Here is a 17,506-nt window from a genome sequence, read left to right on the forward strand (position 1 = left end):
GCGAACAAACAGGCAAGGGATGTGAGAGGCGAAACAGGCAAGAAAAAGCCCCGCCGTAGCGGGGCTGAAGGTTAAGCGGCTTCAACGTTTCGCACGTTCTCCGGCAGCTTTACCGGCTGCGTCGCCAGCGCTTGCGGATCGAACTCGTCTACGTTAATGCTGCGCAGACGGCTCGCTTCGGCGCGGGTCAGGATCTCCGCTTCCTGCGGGTTGATGCGGCCTTCTTTGAGCATCAACGTCGCCAGTTCGTCCAGACGGGTAAACGGCATGTTTTTGCCCAGCTCTTTGCACAGGCGCAGGTGAATCGGCTCGGCGGCCATCACATCCGCCAGCGCCGCTTCCAGCAGGCCCGCCGGGTTATGCTCGCTCGGCGTCAGATACTGACCACGACCGATGCGGGAGCGGGTTTCCGACGGCACTTGCAGGATCTTCGCCACTTTATGGTCAAGCTTGTCCGAAGGGGCGTCGTAACGGCGGCCCAGCGGGAAGATAGCCAGGCGCAGCAGGCCTGCCACCGCGCCGTTCGGGAAGTTGCGCAGCAGGTCGTCAATCGCCTGTTCGGCCTGGTACAGCGCATCCTGCACGCCCCAGTGCACCAGCGGCAGATCGGCCTCGTGGCGGCCTTCGTCGTCATAGCGCTTAAGCACCGCCGAGGCGAGATAAAGCTGGCTCAGCACATCGCCCAGACGGGCAGAGATGCGCTCGCGGCGTTTCAGGCTGCCGCCCAGCACCGCCATGGAGACATCCGCCAGCATCGCCAGGCTTGCGCTCAGGCGGTTGAGGTGCTGGTAGTAACGTTTCGTGGCGTCTTTGGTCGGCGTGGCGCTGGTCAGGCCGTTGGTCAGGCCGAGCCAGAAGCTGCGTACGGTGTTGCTGCCCACATGGCCGATATGGCGGAAGAGCAGTTTGTCGAACGCGTTCACGTCGTTGTTCTGCGCGGCGGCCATTTCATCCAGCACATACGGATGGCAGCGGATAGCGCCCTGGCCGAAGATCATCATGCTGCGGGTCAGGATGTTAGCCCCTTCCACGGTAATGGCGATAGGCGCCCCCTGGTAAGCCCGCGCCAGGAAGTTGCTTTCGCCAAGCATAATGCCTTTGCCGCCCGCGATATCCATGGCGTCAATGATGGCGCGCTGGCCGCGGTGGGTGCAGTGATATTTCACAATCGCCGACAGCACCGCCGGTTTTTCGCCCAGCATAATGCCGTAGGTAATCAGCGACGCGGCGGCGTCCATCACGTAAGCGTTGCCCGCGATGCGCGCCAGCGGCTCTTCAATCCCTTCCATCTTGCCGATGGAGATTTTGAACTGGCGACGAATATGGGCATAAGCGCCCGTCGCCAGCGCTACTGATTTCAGCCCGCCGGTAGAGTTAGACGGCAGGGTGATGCCGCGACCCACAGAGAGGCATTCCACCAGCATGCGCCAGCCCTGACCGGCCATTTTCGGCCCGCCGATGATGTAGTCGATCGGCACGAAAATGTCTTTGCCGCGGGTCGGGCCGTTCTGGAACGGCACGTTCAGCGGGAAGTGGCGCTGGCCGATTTCCACGCCCGGCGTGTTGGTTGGGATAAGCGCACAGGTAATGCCTGGCTCTTGTTCGCCGCCCAGCAGACGGTCCGGGTCGGAGAGTTTGAACGCAAGGCCCAGCACGGTGGCGACAGGCGCAAGGGTAATGTAGCGCTTGTTCCAGGTCAGACGCATGCCAAGCACCTGCTCGCCCTGCCATTCGCCCATGCAGACGACGCCGGTATCAGGAATGGCGCCCGCGTCGGAGCCTGCTTCCGGGCTGGTCAGCGCGAAGCAGGGGATCTCCAGGCCGCGCGCCAGGCGGGGCAGGTAGTGGTTTTTCTGCTCATCGGTGCCGTAGTGTTGCAGCAGTTCGCCCGGGCCGAGAGAGTTTGGCACGCCGACGGTGATGGCAAGAATGCCGGAAACGCCGGAGAGTTTTTGCAGTACGCGAGACTGGGCGTAGGCCGAAAACTCCAGCCCGCCGTACTCTTTCTTGATGATCATCGCGAAGAAGCGGTGTTCTTTCAGGTAAGCCCACAGCTCTGGCGGCAGATCGGCCATTTCATGGGTTATCTGGAAGTCATTGGCCATGCGGCACGCTTCTTCCACCGGGCCGTCGAGGAACGCCTGCTCTTCGGCGGTCAGCTGCGGTTTAGGGTAGTTGTGCAGCTTCTGCCAGTCCGGGGCGCCGCGAAAGAGATCGCCTTCCCACCAGGTGGTGCCTGCGTCGATGGCTTCTTTTTCGGTGCGGGACATTGGCGGCATCACTTTACGAAAGCCGCGGAACACCGGCGCGGAGATCAGGGCTTTGCGCATCGGCGTAAAGAGGAACGGAACAAGGATAATCGCCAGCGGCACCAGCACCCAGACGGACCACAGGCCCGCCGCGCCGAGCGCCGCCGTCCACGCCAGCAGGATAACGCTGCTGAGCAGAAGGCTTACCCGGTGGTAGAAGAGCGCGCCGAGCAGCACGACGGTTGCAACAATACTCAAAATCATCATAGAGAAAAGCTCCCTGGCTTGTAGGAGGTCTGACCACTTGTGATGTTATGGTTGTAGAGGATGTAATCTTTTTTAGCAATGTGTTCACAAAATAATTACAACCTGGCTCACATTGTTGCCGCACGGAAAAGCAAATCCGCCGCTGCGCCCGCCCCGCGGCGCTTCTCGCTTTCGGCGCTATCCGGTACACTGCGTGATGTTATTTTCCTAAATGCTGAAGGACATCCTCATGTACCAGGATCTGATTCGTAACGAACTGAACGAAGCGGCGGAAACGCTGGCGAATTTCCTGAAAGAAGACGCCAATATTCACGCCATTCAGCGCGCGGCAGTGCTGCTGGCGGACAGCTTCAAGGCGGGCGGCAAAGTGCTCTCCTGCGGCAACGGCGGCTCCCACTGCGACGCCATGCACTTCGCGGAAGAGCTGACCGGGCGCTACCGTGAAAATCGCCCGGGCTACCCGGCCATCGCCATTTCCGACGTCAGCCATATCTCCTGCGTCGGCAACGATTTCGGTTACGACCATATCTTCTCCCGCTATGTAGAAGCGGTAGGGCGCGAGGGCGACGTGCTGCTTGGCATCTCTACCTCCGGCAACTCCGCCAACGTCATCAAGGCGATTGAAGCGGCGCGTGAGAAAGGCATGAAGGTGATTGCCCTGACCGGTAAAGACGGCGGGAAAATGGCGGGCTCGGCGGATATCGAAATTCGCGTGCCGCACTTTGGCTATGCTGACCGTATTCAGGAAATTCATATCAAGGTCATCCATATCCTGATCCAGCTTATCGAAAAAGAGATGGTGAAGGCGTAAGGCTGTCGGGGGCCGCGGCCCCCTTTTGCGTGGCGGGAGGTAGAAATGTGTGAATTGCTCGGGATGAGCGCCAATGTGCCGACGGATATCTGCTTTAGCTTTACCGGGCTGGTGCAGCGCGGCGGCGGCACGGGGCCGCATAAAGACGGCTGGGGCATTACCTTCTACGAAGGCAAAGGCTGTCGCACCTTTAAAGATCCGCAGCCGAGCTATAACTCTCCCATCGCGAAATTAGTCCAGGACTACCCGATAAAATCCTGCTCTGTCGTCGCGCACATCCGCCAGGCCAATCGCGGCGAGGTGGCGCTGGAAAACACGCACCCTTTCACCCGCGAGCTGTGGGGCCGCAACTGGACTTACGCCCATAATGGCCAGCTTAAAGGCTACAAAACGCTGCAAACCGGCCAGTTTCGCCCCATCGGCGAAACGGACAGCGAAAAGGCGTTCTGCTGGTTGCTGCACAAGCTGACCCAGCGCTATCCGCGCACGCCGGGCAATATGGAAGCGGTGTTTCGCTATATCGCCACGCTTGCCAGCGAGCTTCGCGAGAAGGGCGTTTTTAATATGCTGCTTTCAGACGGGCGCTACGTAATGGCGTTCTGCTCCACCAACCTGTTCTGGATAACAAGGCGCGCGCCGTTTGGCGTGGCGAAGCTGCTGGATCAGGATGTGGAAATAGACTTTCAGAGAGAGACCACACCGAACGATGTGGTCACGGTTATCGCCACGCAGCCGCTGACGGGCAATGAAACCTGGCACAAGATCATGCCAGGCGAGTGGGCGTTATTCTGCCTTGGGGAGCGTATAGTTTGACGCCAGCTGCGGGTGAACAATCTGGCTGCTGATAGGCTTGCTGACCACGTAATTGCCGTTAGAGACGGAAACCACCGGCGGCTGACGAGTCATGGCGAAGTAATCGTAGCCCGGCTTTAACTGCTTCCAGAAGTTGATGTAGTACGAGTACTTGTGGCGCTCCATGTTGGCGTCGGTCATGCGGAACGGGTAGATGCTTATCTGCACGCGAGGCTGGCCGAACACCAGCGCGCCGGTCACGAACTGGAAAATCTCGTCGATGTTCTTGTCGGTCATGGCGTAGCAACCCACAGACACGCAGGCGCCGTGGATCATTAAATATTTCCCTTCATAACCGTGAGCGCGGTCAAAGGCGTTCGGAAAGCCGATGTTGATAGCCTTATAGAAGCGGCTGTCTGGCTTAAGCTGCGGACGTTCAACGGTATAAAACCCTTCCGGGCTTTTAAAATCGCCCTGGCGCTGTTTCGGGCCCAGGCCGCCGGAGTAATTACAGATTTTGTAGCTGTCGAGCAGTTGATACTGTTCGCCCATCTTCACGTAGAGATCCAGCGTGCGCTCTTCTTTGAAGATCTGGATATACACTGGCGAACCCATTAACTGCTGTTTTAGTTCTGATTTGATGGGGGTATTACTGTCGCTGCTGAGCAAACTGGCAAATGACATGCACGGCATCAGGAGCATTGCAAGAAACAATGCAATTTTACGCATACTGCTTATTTCCTTGATAAATCTGTAACTATGCCAGGACGGCGAGAGTACCCAAAATAAGACTATTCTGTCTCGGGAGCGCTCACATTAGCACCGCTGTTATTTTTCGCAAGCGCTGACTTCAGCGTTTACATTTAAGTTTTACTTAAGCCCCTAACGCGCTTCGTAATGTGACCGAAAGTTTCTCTGAAGGTTCTGCAATACGTCTGGCTGAAGCGGATACATCACGCCGCCGGAGCGGGGCGGCGGCGCGTTATTTTTAGCTTTTCCGGGCGCTGAACTGGCTCGGCGCATCCACCATCACGCCATCGGCATTCAGCTCCGCCGCTTTCTGGTAATCCTGCGGCGAGTTGACGCCAAAAAAGATAATGTGCGCGTCGCCATGCGAGCGGAAACAGTCCACTGCTTCTTTATCCCAGGTGAGCGTGGCGGGCGAAACGCCTTCGCCCAGCGTGAATTTTTCCACCACTTCGACCTTGCGGTTCAGCTCAAGGCCGTACCAGCGCGGCTGCTCGGCGGCGGCAGGCGGCGGACACTGGTGCGAAAGCGAAACGTTAGCCAGCCGGGTGCGGGTTTCGCTGCGGGTGACAAAGCGCGGCACAGCGGCGGGCAGGGCGCTGATATAGCGATCCTCGGTGGAGTAAACCCGCACGCGCCCGAGGCTTTGGGTTTTCTCCAGCACCGCCAGCAGCCGTTTCCCCATCTCATCCGGCGCGGCGTCCGGCGATTTAATGTCGAGGTAAAAAGGCGTCTGCGGCCATTTTTGCAGCACGGCTTCAAGCGTTGGGATGGTCGCGCCTTTGTCGCGCCACGGGTGCGCGACGTCGCCCCATTTCCAGCCTGCGTCGATGCGGGCAAGCTGCGCAGCGGTGAAGCGGGAAACCGGACCGCTGCTGTTGGTCAGCGTGCTTAAATCGCTCGGCCGGTAAAGCACCGGCACGCCGTCTTTGCTGAGCTGCACCGTCACCCATATCGCGTCGGCGCGGTTTTTCAGCGCCAGTTCGATGGCGGGCAGGGTGTTTTCCGGCGCGTCGCCGGTGCCGCCCCGGTGGGCTATCAACTGCGGGCTGGCGCAGGCGCTAAACGCGGCGGCGAGCAACAGCCCGGTAAGTGAAACGCGAATCATACTTTTCTCCCTTAATCCTTTAGATTCATAACGCTAACGACGATCCTTGTTATCACAGTTTTATGACAGCGAATGGCGGGCGGTTGCCGCCGCGCCCATTTTTTGCCAGACTGTATGCACATACAGTGTGGGGCTTCGCGATGCGTAAAATCATTCATGTCGATATGGACTGCTTTTTTGCGGCTGTCGAGATGCGCGACAATCCGGCCCTGCGCGATATTCCGCTCGCCATCGGCGGCAGCCGCGAGCGGCGCGGCGTTATCAGCACCGCGAATTATCCGGCGCGAAAATATGGCGTGCGCAGCGCCATGCCTACCGCCATGGCGCTAAAACTTTGCCCGCACCTGACGCTGCTGCCGGGGCGCTTTGAGGCTTATAAAGAAGCTTCCGCGCATATCCGGGAGATCTTCTCGCGCTACACCTCGCTGATTGAACCGCTGTCGCTTGACGAAGCCTATTTAGACGTTACCCACAGCCCGCACTGCTACGGCTCCGCCACGTTAATGGCGAAAGCGATCCGCCAGACCATTTTCGACGAGTTACAGCTCACCGCCTCGGCGGGCGTCGCGCCGGTGAAGTTTCTCGCCAAAATCGCCTCTGACCTTAACAAACCCAACGGGCAGTATGTGATAACGCCTGATGAGGTGCCGGCATTTCTGCGCACGTTGCCGCTTGGCAAGATCCCGGGCGTCGGCAAGGTGACGGCGGCGAAACTTGAAAGCCTCGGTCTTCGTACCTGCGAGGATGTGCAGAACAGCGATCTTGCCGTGCTGCTTAAGCGTTTTGGCAAATTTGGCCGCGTGCTCTGGGAGCGCAGCCAGGGAATCGACGACCGCGAGATAAGCAGCGACCGGCAGCGTAAGTCGGTGGGCGTGGAGCGCACGCTGGCGGAAGATATTCACGCGTGGCCTGAGTGCGAGGCGATAATAGAGCGGCTTTACCCGGAGCTGGAGCGTCGTCTCGCCGCCGTACAGCCGGATCTGCGCATCGCCCGCCAGGGGGTGAAGCTCAAGTTCAACGATTTCCAGCTTACGACGCAGGAGCACGTCTGGCCGATGCTCAACAAAGAGGATTTGCTCGCTACCGCCCGCAAAACCTGGGAGGAGCGCCGGGGCGGGCGCGGCGTACGGCTGGTGGGGCTGCACGTCACGCTGCTCGACCCGCAAATTGAGCGCCAGCTGGTGCTGGGGCTGTAAGGCGGGCGAGAGGCGAAATAGCCAGCGTTGCTGCGCCTGTCATCCTTACTCTGGAAGGAAGAGGGGAAAAGCGCATCGGTCTGCGGCGACGTTTATCTCTGAAACGTAAAAACAAAAAAGGCGGCCCGCTGGCCGCCTTTGACGTATTTTCTTACCTGTTTTCGCTTACTTAGCCGGAATGGCTTTCAGCAGCTCGGTCAGCAGCGTCCAGTACTGGCCCACGCTTTCGATGTGAACCTGTTCGTCCGGGGAGTGCGGGCCGGTGATGGTCGGCCCGATGGAGACCATGTCCATCTCCGGGTACGGCTTCTTGAACAGGCCGCATTCCAGGCCGGCGTGAATAACCTGAATGTTCGGCGTCTTGTTAAAGAGCTTCTGGTAGGTTTCGCGCACCAGCGCCATTACCGGGGAAGAGGCGTCTGGCTGCCAGCCCGGGTAGCTGCCTTTGGCGACGGTTTCGGCGCCCGCCAACTGGCCCAGCGCTTCCAGCGTCTGCACCACATAATCTTTACCGCTGTCGATAAGCGAGCGGATAAGGCAGATGATTTGCGCTTTGTCGGCATCGGTGGTCACCACGCCGAGGTTCAGGGAGGTTTCCACCACGCCTTTCGCCACGTCGGAGTTACGAATAACGCCGTTCGGCGTGGCGTTCAGCAGGCCGATGAACGCGTCGCGGCTTTGTGCGGTCAGCGCGCCCAGCTCAGAGGCAGACTGCTCCACCAGCACGGTAATGTTCTTCTCTTTTGCGGACAGCTCGTTGTTCAGCACGTCGAGGTAAGCCGCGGCGAGGGTTTTCAGCGCGTCGACTTTATCCGCCGGCACCGCCAGGGTGGCGAAGGCTTCACGCGGAATGGCGTTGCGCAGGGTGCCGCCGTTGAGGTCGATCAGGCGCGCGTCCACCTCTTTCGCGTGAGCAAACAGGAAGCGGGCCAGCAGCTTGTTAGCGTTGCCGAGGCCAAGATGAATATCCGCGCCGGAGTGGCCGCCTTTCAGCCCTTTTACCGTCAGCTTCAGCGTCTGGTAGCCTGCCGGCACCGCTTCGCGAGTGAGCGCAAGAGTAGTGATGAAATCGATGCCGCCTGCGCAGCCCATGTAGATTTCACCTTCTTCTTCGGAGTCGGTGTTGATAAGGATGTCGCCCTGAAGCCAGTTCGCCTGCAAACCGAACGCGCCATCCATGCCCGCTTCTTCGGTCATGGTCAGCAGCACTTCCAGCGGGCCATGCTGTACCGCGTCGTCCGCCAGCACAGCCAGCGCAGAGGCCATGCCTATGCCGTTATCCGCGCCAAGAGTGGTGCCGCGCGCCTTCACCCATTCGCCGTCAACGTAAGGCTGGATAGGATCTTTGGTGAAGTCGTGAACGGTGTCGTTGTTTTTCTGCGGCACCATGTCGAGGTGCGCCTGCAACACGACCGGCTTGCGGTTTTCCATCCCGGCGGTGGCCGGTTTGCGGATCAGGATATTGCCCACCTGGTCGCGCTCAGCAAACAAGCCCTTTTCCTTCGCCCAACCCATGATGTGTTCGGCGAGTTGTTCTTCATGGTAGGAAGGGTGGGGAATAGAGCAGATCTTAGCGAAAATATCCCACAGCGGTTGGGGAGAAAGCTGAGACAGTTCAGACACGTTAAGTCTCCTTGACGACGACCCGGCGAAACCTCGCTGGCGGGTCACAGGTTATCATTGGTATGTGCCGCAAGCCTTGCCTGGGCAATGGCCCGAGAATACCACTTTATGCTGCGCCATGCAGACCAGCGCGAGTAAAAACCGGGCCATAGCCGCGCAAGACTGGTTTTTAGTGCGCCAGATCTCTATAATCTCGCGCAACCTATTTCCCCCCTGAACACTTTTTAAGCCATTTTTTTAACTGGCCGGGACACTTCACATGAGCGAAAAATACGTTGTCACCTGGGATATGTTGCAGATCCACGCGCGCAAGCTGGCGAGCCGCCTGCTGCCTGCTGAACAGTGGAAAGGCATAATTGCTGTCAGCCGCGGCGGTCTGGTGCCGGGCGCGCTGCTGGCGCGTGAACTGGGTATTCGCCATGTCGACACCGTTTGCATCTCCAGCTACGACCACGACAACCAGCGTGAAATGAAAGTGCTCAAGCGCGCCGAAGGCGACGGTGAAGGCTTTATCGTGGTTGATGACCTGGTGGACACCGGCGGCACCGCGGTAGCTATCCGCGAAATGTACCCGAAAGCGCGTTTCGTCACTATTTTCGCCAAGCCGGCTGGCAAGCCGCTGGTGGATGACTACGTGATCGACATTCCGCAGGACACCTGGATTGAGCAGCCGTGGGACATGGGCGTGGTGTTTGTGCCGCCGCTGTCTGGCCGTTAATCGCCATCCTTACGATGTTTTACGCCCGGCATTGCCGGGCGTTTTGTTTTTTTGACGGGCGGGCGAGTACAATTAGGGTTCCTGTTGTTTTCATGGAGCCAGAAAGCTATGCCGCAGGCCAACCTTAGCGAAACCCTGTTTAAGCCGCGTTTTAAACACCCCGAAACCTCTACGCTGGTGCGCCGCGTTCAGCACGCCCCCGCGCCGCACATTGAATCCATGCTCGAAGGCAATACGGTGCCGCACTGGTATCGCATGATAAACCGCGTGATGTGGGTCTGGCGCGGCGTCGACCCGCTGGAAATTCTCGATGTGCAGTCGCGCATTGTGCTGAGCGACGCCGAGCGTACCGATCCGGCGCAGTACGACACGGTTATCGGCTATCGCGGCGGCAACTGGATCTACGAGTGGTCGAAGCAGGCGATGAACTGGCAGCAGCGCGCCGCGCAGGAGACCGACGAAGCGCTTATCGGCAAAGCCTGGCTGAAAGCCGCGAACCTTTACAGCATCGCCGCTTACCCGCACCTGAAAGGCGATGAGCTGGCGGAGCAGGCGCAGGTGCTGGCGAACCGCGCTTACGAAGAGGCCGCCACGCGCCTTTCCGGCGAGCTGCGCGAGCTGGAGTTCGCTATTCCTGGCGGCGCGCCGATAAACGGCTTTTTGCATCTGCCCAAAGGCGGCAGCGGCCCGTTCCCGACGGTGCTTATCTGCGGCGGGCTCGATTCGCTGCAAAGCGACTATTATCACCTCTTTGAACACTATCTGGCGCCGCGCGGCCTCGCCATGCTCACCATCGACATGCCTTCCGTCGGCTTCTCTTCTAAATGGAAGCTCACCCAGGATTCCAGCCTGCTGCATCAACACGTGCTGAAAAAGCTTGAGGAGCTGCCCTGGGTCGATCACACCCGGGTGGCGGCGTTTGGCTTTCGCTTTGGCGCGAATGTGGCGGTGCGGCTGGCCTACCTTGAGGCGTCGCGCCTTAAAGCGGTGGCCTGTCTTGGGCCGGTGGTGCACCAGCTGTTAAGCGACCCGTCGCGCCAGGGGCAGGTGCCGGAGATGTATATGGATGTGCTGGCAAGCCGCCTTGGCATGTATGACGCCTCTGACAGCGCGCTGCGCGTGGAGCTTAACCGCTATTCGCTGAAAACCCAGGGACTGCTCGGCCGCCGCTGCCCAACGCCGATGCTCTCCGGCTTCTGGAAAAACGATCCGTTCAGCCCGGAAGAGGAATCACGTTTAATCGCCTCGTCATCTGCTGAGGGCAAACTGCTGGAGATTGCCTCCCGGCCGGTGTATAGCAACTTTGACAAGGCGCTCACGGAAATTACCGGGTGGATAATTCATAAACTGCGTTAATTGATTGCTAAATTCCATTAGTTTGGTAAAACAGTTGCTTCACAAAAGGAGATCGCAATGACGTTACCGAGTGGACACCCGAGAAGCCGATTGGTTAAGAAATTTACTGCCCTGGGGCCGTACATCCGGGAAGAGCAGTGTGAAGGTAACCGCTTCTTTTTTGACTGCCTGGCCGTTTGCGTTAACGTGAAGCCTGCGCCGGAGAAGCGTGAGTTCTGGGGATGGTGGATGGAGCTGGAAGGCCATGAAACCGGCTTTACCTACAGCTGGCATTTCGGGCTGTTTGATAAAGAAGGCAAATGGGTTCCTGGTGTGATTAAAGACACGGAAGTGAACGCGAAGCTTGAGCAGACGTTGCAGAATTTCCATGAAAGGCTGCATCAGCTGTTAGCTTCTCTGGAATTAACGCTGGAGCCTGCCGAGAATTTCAGCGAGCAACTGCTGAAAAGAACTGCATAATACGCGCCCGAATAAAACACTAACCCCGCCACTGAGCGGGGTTAATTTTTTATCGTAGCCACACGATTTATTTTGAACGCCCTTTATGAAGGACGTTCGGGGTAGTAATCAGAACTGGTAAACCACGCCTAAAGCCACAACGTCATCGTTGTTGATATTAAGCGCGTTGTCATCGTCCAGCTGGTTAATTTTGTAATCAACAAACGCAGACATGTTTTTGTTGAAATAGTAGGTTGCCGCCACGTCGACATATTTCACCAGATCCACGTCGCCGATGCCGTTTTCAACATCTTTGGCTTTGGACTGCACGTAGCCGATGGACGGGCGCAGGCCGAAGTCGAACTGGTACTGCGCGACCACTTCAAAGCCCTGGTTTTTGTTCGCGTAGCCGCCCGTAATCGGGGTCATGTTGCGGGTTTCGGCATACGTCGCAGCGAGGTAAAGGTTGTTAGCGTCATACTTCAGGCCGGTTGCCCAGGCTTCAGCGTTATCGCCTTTGCCAAGCGCGGCGGCGCGCTGGGTTTGCAGACGGTTGGATTTGGTGTACGCGCCGCCAATGCTCACGCCGCTGTCGCCGATAGCGTAGTTCACAGAAGCGCCGAAGCCGTCGCCATTGCCTTTGTTCGCGGCGCGGCCATCGTTTTCGTTTTTGCCCTGGTATTGCAGGCCGAATTTCAGACCATCAACCAGGCCGAAGAAGTCGGTATTGCGGTAGGTGGCCACGCCGGTGGTGCGCCCGGTCATGAAGTTATCGGTTTTGATGTAAGCGTCGTCGCCGAATTCCGGGATCATATCGGTGTAAGCGCCGACATCGTACAGGATGCCGTAGTTACGGCCGTAGTCGATGGAGCCGAGATCCTGGAATTTCAGGCCGGCAAAGGCCAGACGGGTTTTGGTCACGCCAGAAGAGTTATCGCCTTCCGCACGGTTAGCGGCAACCTGATATTCCCACTGGCCATAACCGGTCAACTGGTCAGTAATTTGCGTGGCGCCTTTAAAACCTAAACGAATATAAGACTGGTCGCCGTCAGAAGAATCATTATCGGTGAAATAATGTTCAGCTTTTACGCGGCCGTATAAATCCAGTTTATTTCCGTTCTTGTTATAAACTTCAGCAGCCTGTGCAGAGGCGGCAGCCATTACGCCAGTGATCACTAATGCCAGAGTACTCTTTTTCATTTTGAAATCCCGATAAGTAAAACGCGCTAATATTCGCGGGCCCGAAGACCTGTGAAAAAACAAGGAGCGTTTTAACGGTTCAAAATGAAAGATTTATTACAGATTAAGAAAAATTTTAAATTCGCTTAAAAAAATGTAAACGTCATAAAAATGTCAATCGGCACCGTTACGCTTGCCGATCCCGCGCAACTTCCGGTGCGCTTTTCCGGGGCAGCAGTTGGCAAGAGAGGCCGCGCCTGTTACAACGTCTCTTTGGGTTGAATTTTTCCATTTTCGTTGAAACGGCAGAGAATCATGAGTGACAGCCAGACCCTGGTGGTCAAACTGGGGACCAGTGTCTTAACCGGCGGATCGCGCCGCCTGAACCGCGCCCACATTGTCGAACTGGTGCGCCAGTGCGCCCAGCTTCACGCCGCCGGGCACCGTATTGTTATCGTCACCTCCGGGGCGATTGCCGCCGGACGCGAGCACCTGGGCTACCCGGAACTCCCGGCGACCATCGCCTCCAAGCAGCTGCTGGCGGCGGTAGGGCAGAGCCGTTTAATCCAGCTCTGGGAACAGCTTTTCTCAATTTACGGCATTCACATCGGGCAGATGCTGCTGACGCGCGCCGATATGGAAGACCGCGAGCGCTTCCTCAACGCCCGCGACACGCTCACCGCGCTGCTCGATAACCGCATCGTGCCGGTCATCAACGAAAACGACGCTGTCGCCACTGCCGAAATTAAAGTAGGCGACAACGACAACCTCTCGGCGCTGGCGGCTATTCTTGCGGGCGCCGACAAACTGCTGCTGCTCACCGACCAGCAGGGGCTGTTCACCGCCGACCCGCGCAGCAACCCGGAGGCAGAGCTGATTCAGGACGTCTACGGCATTGACGACGCGCTTCGCGCCATCGCGGGCGACAGCATCTCCGGCCTTGGCACCGGCGGCATGGGCACCAAGCTTCAGGCCGCCGATGTGGCAGGCCGCGCAGGCATCGAGACCGTTATCGCCGCGGGCAGCAAGCCGGGCGTGATTGGCGATGTGATGGAAGGGTTGCCGGTGGGCACGCGCTTCCACCCGCAACAGTCGCCGCTGGAGAACCGCAAGCGCTGGATCTTCGGCGCGCCGCCCGCAGGCGAAATTACCGTGGACGAAGGGGCGCAGGCGGCCATTCAGGCGCGCGGCAGCTCGCTGCTGCCCAAAGGCATTAAGAGCGTTTCCGGCAACTTTTCGCGCGGCGAAGTGATCCGCATTCGCAGCCTCGACGGGCGCGACATCGCCCACGGCGTGAGCCGCTACAACAGCGACGCATTACGCCGCATTGCCGGGCATCACTCACAACAGATTGACGCTATTCTTGGCTATGAGTATGGCCCGGTAGCCGTCCATCGCGACGACATGATCATCAGCTAAGGAGCCAGCAATGCTTGAACAGATGGGCAAAGCCGCCAAAGCGGCTTCTTACCAGATGGCGCTGCTTTCCTCGCGCGAGAAAAACCGCGTGCTGGAGAAAATCGCCGATTATTTAGAAGCGCAGGCGCAAGAAATCCTGCTTGCCAACGAGCAGGATCTGCTGGAAGCGCGCCGCAACGGCCTGAGCGAGGCGTTACTGGATCGCCTGGCCCTTAACCCGCAGCGCCTGCACGCCATCGCGAGCGACGTGCGCCAGGTCTGCAACCTGGCCGACCCGGTAGGGCAGGTGATAGACGGCGGGCTGCTGGAGAGCGGCCTGCGCATTGAACGCCGCCGCGTGCCGCTGGGCGTAGTAGGGGTGATTTACGAAGCGCGCCCGAACGTGACGGTCGATGTTGCTTCCCTGTGCCTGAAAACCGGCAACGCCGCCATTCTCAGAGGCGGCAAAGAGACCTGGCGCACCAACGCCGCCACGGTAAAAGTGATTCAACGCGCGCTGGAAGAGTGCGGCTTGCCCGCCGCCGCCGTACAGGCGATTGAAAGCCCGGACCGCGCGCTGGTGAACGAGATGCTGCGCATGGACAAGTACATCGACATGCTGATCCCGCGCGGCGGGGCAGGGCTGCACAAGCTGTGCCGCGAACAGTCCACCATTCCGGTGATCACCGGCGGCATAGGCGTGTGCCATATTTTTGTCGACGATACAGCGGAGTTCGCCCCGGCGCTGGACATTATCGCTAACGCTAAAACCCAGCGCCCGAGCACCTGCAACACCGTTGAGACGCTGCTGGTGCACGAAGCGATTGCGGATCGTTTCCTGCCGGAACTCAGCAACGCGATGAGCGAGCGCGGCGTAACGCTGCACGCGGACGAGCGTTCACTCGCGCTGTTAAGCAATGGCCCGGCAAAAGCGGTGGCGGTGCAGGCGGAGAACTTCGACGACGAATGGCTTTCGCTGGACCTGAACGTGAAGCTGGTGAGCGATATTGACGGGGCGATTGAGCATATTCGCGAGCACGGCACCCAGCATTCGGACGCCATCCTCACCCGCACGCTGCGCAACGCCAACCGCTTTGTGAACGAAGTGGATTCCTCGGCGGTGTATGTGAACGCCTCCACCCGCTTTACCGACGGCGCGCAGTTTGGCCTGGGCGCCGAGGTGGCGGTGAGCACGCAGAAGCTGCACGCCCGCGGCCCGATGGGCCTGGAAGCGCTGACCACCTACAAGTGGATTGGCTTTGGCGACGATACCATTCGTGCTTAACTAAGGGCAGGGTGATGCAAAAACAGGCGGTTGAAACCATACCGTATTGACGCATCACCCGCTTTTGCTTACCCTTTTACACCGTGCTTCACGTTCGTGAACACCTCTCTCAGGGCCGGTATAGCTCAGTTGGTAGAGCAGCGCATTCGTAATGCGAAGGTCGTAGGTTCGACTCCTATTACCGGCACCATCAGCAAGTAATCTCAAGTCAACACAAGTCAATAAAAGCCTTAATTATCAACTATAAAATCCCATCCTTAGTCATTTGACGTCAACCCATATCGCTTGAAATCAACAAGCTGTTGGGGGCACAATCAGGGGCATGTTCGTTCGGTCTAGGAAATGTGCCCCCATGATGCTTAACGCCAAAAAGGTTGACACTGCCAAAGGAAAGGAAAAAACCTATAAGCTCTCAGATGGCGGTGGTTTATACCTTCAGGTTGAACCAAATGGCTCACGCTACTGGCGCATGAAATACCGCTTCGGTGGTAAAGAAAAACGTTTGTCCTTTGGGGTTTACCCTGCTGTTACGCTTGCTGAAGCAAGGCAAAAGCGCGATGACGCTAAAAAGGTTCTTGCTGCTGGCGACGATCCGGGAGAGGTAAAAAAAGCCAAAAAACTGGCTTCTAATTCCGCTGGTGTGGTGCTTAATCCATTCAAAGAAGTAGCATTAGAATGGCATCGTCTTAAGTCGCCTAAATGGTCTGCAGGGTATGCTTCAGATATCATGGAGGCTTTTGAAAAAGATATCTTCCCTCACATTGGTTTGCGTCCTATTGCCGATATAAAACCATTAGAACTATTGGAAGTATTGCGTCTGATAGAAGCAAGAGGAGCGCTAGAAAAGGCGAAGAAAGTACGCCAGCGGTGCGGAGAAGTCTTTCGGTATGCAGTAGTGACAGGTCGCGCCACCTATAACCCAGCACCAGATCTTGCCAGCGCGATGCAAGGTTACGAAAGTGTACATTACCCGTTTCTTAGAGCGAATGAGCTACCTGAATTCTTTTCTGTACTTAAATCTTATACAGGAAGCCCAATTGTTTTAATGGGAGCGTATTTGCTTATCCTTACCGGATTAAGGACAGGAGAGTTACGCGCAGCAGAATGGCGCGAGATCGATTTCGATAACGCTTTGTGGGAAATACCGAAACAACGTATGAAAATGCGTCGCGCTCACCTCGTACCGTTATCGAGACAAGCCTTAGAACACCTTAAAAAGCTGAAAGCGTTAACTGGTGCTTTCCCTTTAATTTTCCCCGGGCGTAATGATCACAATAAGTGCATGAGCGAAGCCAGTATCAACCAAATTTTTAAGCGGGTTGGTTATGGTGGTCGTGTTACTGGCCACGGCTTCAGGCATACGATGAGTACCATTCTCCATGAACAAGGTTTTGATAGCGCTTGGATTGAAACTCAACTAGCCCATACTGATAAAAACTCTATACGCGGTATTTATAATCATGCGCAATATATTGATGGCCGAAGAAAAATGATGCAATGGTATGCAGACTATCTTGATAGCTTCATGGGGAGTGTATAAATGATTACAAGAGAGTTTTATTCATTATCAGATGTTGAGAAATTATTAGGCATTTCCAGTGGAGACATTTATTACCTTGCTTATAAAGGAGAGATAAAATTAGGGGCAATATTTGATGAAAGAAGTAAGTCCTATACATTTAAAAGTAAAATTTATGTAAGGAATGAAGATGAATTCAATCATTGGTTGATTTCTGCTCGTTCTAATATAAATGGAGATCGCCATATCTCAGGTGGTTCGTATATCGAGGTGATAAGCGATTCTATTTTATTTGATAGCGAAGGGCGCTATTTTTATGCGTATTTGAAGGGCTACTGGAATTTTGATGATAAACATGTATTTATTATATATGACGCAGGCGGAGATGAAGAAGAGTGGCCAACTTATTTTTCTCCTGATATAGCCCCAAATGAAGATTGCAATTTTATAAAAGCTATTCCGGTTTACGAAGATGATATTGATTATATGATTAGCGGAACTGCTGACTTATCAGGCAGAGATTTTGATAAACTAAAAAGAAAATACCTTCAAAGTCCGCAAATGAAATCTGCGCAATCTCTTTCTCAACAAGAAAGGCGTGCAAAGCCTAGAGTCGAAATTCTTCAGGCTGTTATTTCCATAATGCGCAGTGATATCTCTTATCTGAATTGTACCGTGACAAAATTGACTGATACTTTATTCGACAGGGCACATATATATTGGCCGGAAGAGAAATCACCACCGCTTGAATATGAAACAATAAAAAAGTTAATTTCAGATAGCTTAAAATTTGGTTCTTAACAATCCTTTAACAAAAATG

At 56.4% G+C, this 17,506-nt stretch carries 15 protein-coding genes and 1 tRNA gene; 11 read left to right on the top strand and 5 right to left on the bottom strand.

The annotated features are described in order from the left end of the window. Positions 1-71: 71 nt before the first annotated feature. On the bottom strand, positions 72-2,516 hold the full coding sequence (gene fadE / locus DW56_RS17420; RefSeq protein ID WP_024555166.1) for an acyl-CoA dehydrogenase FadE: 2,445 nt from the start codon (positions 2,514-2,516) through the stop codon (positions 72-74). Between the two features lie 229 nt (positions 2,517-2,745). Here fadE and lpcA point away from each other — a divergent pair, with 229 nt between their 5' ends. Both lpcA and DW56_RS17430 read left to right on the top strand, forming a co-directional pair. Then, entirely contained in the window at positions 2,746-3,327 is a 582-nt protein-coding gene (gene lpcA / locus DW56_RS17425; RefSeq protein WP_024555167.1) for a D-sedoheptulose 7-phosphate isomerase, read from the top strand. Positions 3,328-3,372: 45 nt separating this feature from the next. Continuing rightward, positions 3,373-4,140: a class II glutamine amidotransferase gene (locus DW56_RS17430; RefSeq protein ID WP_024554750.1), complete on the top strand. Its 768-nt coding sequence runs from the start codon at positions 3,373-3,375 to the stop codon at positions 4,138-4,140. Here the strand turns inward: DW56_RS17430 and dpaA are convergent. Together dpaA and DW56_RS17440 are read right to left on the bottom strand one after the other, a co-directional pair. After that, complete coding sequence (gene dpaA / locus DW56_RS17435; RefSeq protein ID WP_024554751.1) at positions 4,111-4,848, bottom strand: peptidoglycan meso-diaminopimelic acid protein amidase; 738 nt, start codon at positions 4,846-4,848, stop codon at positions 4,111-4,113. The genes DW56_RS17430 and dpaA overlap by 30 nt on opposite strands. A gap of 259 nt (positions 4,849-5,107) precedes the next feature. Next, on the bottom strand, positions 5,108-5,974 hold the full coding sequence (locus DW56_RS17440) for a glycerophosphodiester phosphodiesterase family protein (protein WP_035890228.1): 867 nt from the start codon (positions 5,972-5,974) through the stop codon (positions 5,108-5,110). 140 nt (positions 5,975-6,114) lie between these two features. On the opposite strand from DW56_RS17440, the gene dinB reads away from it, so the two are divergent. Then, positions 6,115-7,170: a DNA polymerase IV gene (gene dinB / locus DW56_RS17445; RefSeq protein WP_024554753.1), complete on the top strand. Its 1,056-nt coding sequence runs from the start codon at positions 6,115-6,117 to the stop codon at positions 7,168-7,170. 165 nt (positions 7,171-7,335) lie between these two features. Here the strand turns inward: dinB and pepD are convergent, their stop codons facing one another. Then, entirely contained in the window at positions 7,336-8,793 is a 1,458-nt protein-coding gene (pepD, locus tag DW56_RS17450; protein ID WP_024554754.1) for a beta-Ala-His dipeptidase, read from the bottom strand. A 259-nt stretch (positions 8,794-9,052) separates the two neighbouring features. Here pepD and gpt point away from each other — a divergent pair, with 259 nt between their 5' ends. From gpt to crl, 3 genes are all read left to right on the top strand, one after another. After that, positions 9,053-9,511: a xanthine phosphoribosyltransferase gene (gpt, locus tag DW56_RS17455; protein WP_024554755.1), complete on the top strand. Its 459-nt coding sequence runs from the start codon at positions 9,053-9,055 to the stop codon at positions 9,509-9,511. 108 nt (positions 9,512-9,619) lie between these two features. Next, a complete protein-coding gene (gene frsA, locus DW56_RS17460; RefSeq protein WP_024554756.1) occupies positions 9,620-10,867 on the top strand; it encodes an esterase FrsA in 1,248 nt (415 codons plus the stop codon). Between the two features lie 57 nt (positions 10,868-10,924). After that, positions 10,925-11,326, top strand: a complete 402-nt coding sequence (gene crl, locus DW56_RS17465) for a sigma factor-binding protein Crl (protein WP_024554757.1) — start codon at positions 10,925-10,927, stop codon at positions 11,324-11,326. A 108-nt stretch (positions 11,327-11,434) separates the two neighbouring features. Here the strand turns inward: crl and ompC are convergent, their stop codons facing one another. Further along, complete coding sequence (gene ompC, locus DW56_RS17470) at positions 11,435-12,505, bottom strand: porin OmpC (protein WP_024554758.1); 1,071 nt, start codon at positions 12,503-12,505, stop codon at positions 11,435-11,437. A 294-nt stretch (positions 12,506-12,799) separates the two neighbouring features. On the opposite strand from ompC, the gene proB reads away from it, so the two are divergent. The 5 genes from proB to DW56_RS17495 all read left to right on the top strand — a co-directional run bounded on the left by proB (position 12,800) and on the right by DW56_RS17495 (position 17,487). Beyond that, positions 12,800-13,903, top strand: coding sequence for a glutamate 5-kinase (gene proB / locus DW56_RS17475; protein ID WP_024562094.1), 1,104 nt, complete (start codon positions 12,800-12,802; stop codon positions 13,901-13,903). A 10-nt stretch (positions 13,904-13,913) separates the two neighbouring features. Further along, positions 13,914-15,167, top strand: a complete 1,254-nt coding sequence (gene proA / locus DW56_RS17480) for a glutamate-5-semialdehyde dehydrogenase (RefSeq protein ID WP_024553894.1) — start codon at positions 13,914-13,916, stop codon at positions 15,165-15,167. A 114-nt stretch (positions 15,168-15,281) separates the two neighbouring features. Continuing rightward, a tRNA-Thr gene (locus DW56_RS17485) sits at positions 15,282-15,357 on the top strand. Between the two features lie 162 nt (positions 15,358-15,519). Beyond that, the gene (locus DW56_RS17490) at positions 15,520-16,707 is read left to right on the top strand and encodes a tyrosine-type recombinase/integrase (RefSeq protein WP_029590079.1); all 1,188 of its coding nucleotides are present in this window, start codon (positions 15,520-15,522) and stop codon (positions 16,705-16,707) included. Beyond that, positions 16,708-17,487 carry a hypothetical protein gene (locus DW56_RS17495; protein ID WP_029590081.1) on the top strand — a complete coding sequence of 260 codons (780 nt, stop codon included), beginning with the start codon at positions 16,708-16,710 and terminating at the stop codon, positions 17,485-17,487. The last annotated feature ends 19 nt before the right edge of the window (positions 17,488-17,506 follow it).

The sequence above is a fragment of the Franconibacter helveticus LMG 23732 genome, from assembly GCF_000463115.2.
Taxonomy (GTDB): domain Bacteria; phylum Pseudomonadota; class Gammaproteobacteria; order Enterobacterales; family Enterobacteriaceae; genus Franconibacter; species Franconibacter helveticus.

What these genes read in the sequence shown, in the direction of transcription:
- fadE (WP_024555166.1), bottom strand. Translation starts at nt 2,516, where the DNA reads ATGATGATTTTGAGTATTGTTGCAACCGTCGTGCTGCTCGGCGCGCTC.
- lpcA (WP_024555167.1), top strand. Translation starts at nt 2,746, where the DNA reads ATGTACCAGGATCTGATTCGTAACGAACTGAACGAAGCGGCGGAAACG.
- DW56_RS17430 (WP_024554750.1), top strand. Translation starts at nt 3,373, where the DNA reads ATGTGTGAATTGCTCGGGATGAGCGCCAATGTGCCGACGGATATCTGC.
- dpaA (WP_024554751.1), bottom strand. Translation starts at nt 4,848, where the DNA reads ATGCGTAAAATTGCATTGTTTCTTGCAATGCTCCTGATGCCGTGCATG.
- DW56_RS17440 (WP_035890228.1), bottom strand. Translation starts at nt 5,974, where the DNA reads ATGATTCGCGTTTCACTTACCGGGCTGTTGCTCGCCGCCGCGTTTAGC.
- dinB (WP_024554753.1), top strand. Translation starts at nt 6,115, where the DNA reads ATGCGTAAAATCATTCATGTCGATATGGACTGCTTTTTTGCGGCTGTC.
- gpt (WP_024554755.1), top strand. Translation starts at nt 9,053, where the DNA reads ATGAGCGAAAAATACGTTGTCACCTGGGATATGTTGCAGATCCACGCG.
- frsA (WP_024554756.1), top strand. Translation starts at nt 9,620, where the DNA reads ATGCCGCAGGCCAACCTTAGCGAAACCCTGTTTAAGCCGCGTTTTAAA.
- crl (WP_024554757.1), top strand. Translation starts at nt 10,925, where the DNA reads ATGACGTTACCGAGTGGACACCCGAGAAGCCGATTGGTTAAGAAATTT.
- ompC (WP_024554758.1), bottom strand. Translation starts at nt 12,505, where the DNA reads ATGAAAAAGAGTACTCTGGCATTAGTGATCACTGGCGTAATGGCTGCC.
- proB (WP_024562094.1), top strand. Translation starts at nt 12,800, where the DNA reads ATGAGTGACAGCCAGACCCTGGTGGTCAAACTGGGGACCAGTGTCTTA.
- proA (WP_024553894.1), top strand. Translation starts at nt 13,914, where the DNA reads ATGCTTGAACAGATGGGCAAAGCCGCCAAAGCGGCTTCTTACCAGATG.
- DW56_RS17490 (WP_029590079.1), top strand. Translation starts at nt 15,520, where the DNA reads ATGATGCTTAACGCCAAAAAGGTTGACACTGCCAAAGGAAAGGAAAAA.
- DW56_RS17495 (WP_029590081.1), top strand. Translation starts at nt 16,708, where the DNA reads ATGATTACAAGAGAGTTTTATTCATTATCAGATGTTGAGAAATTATTA.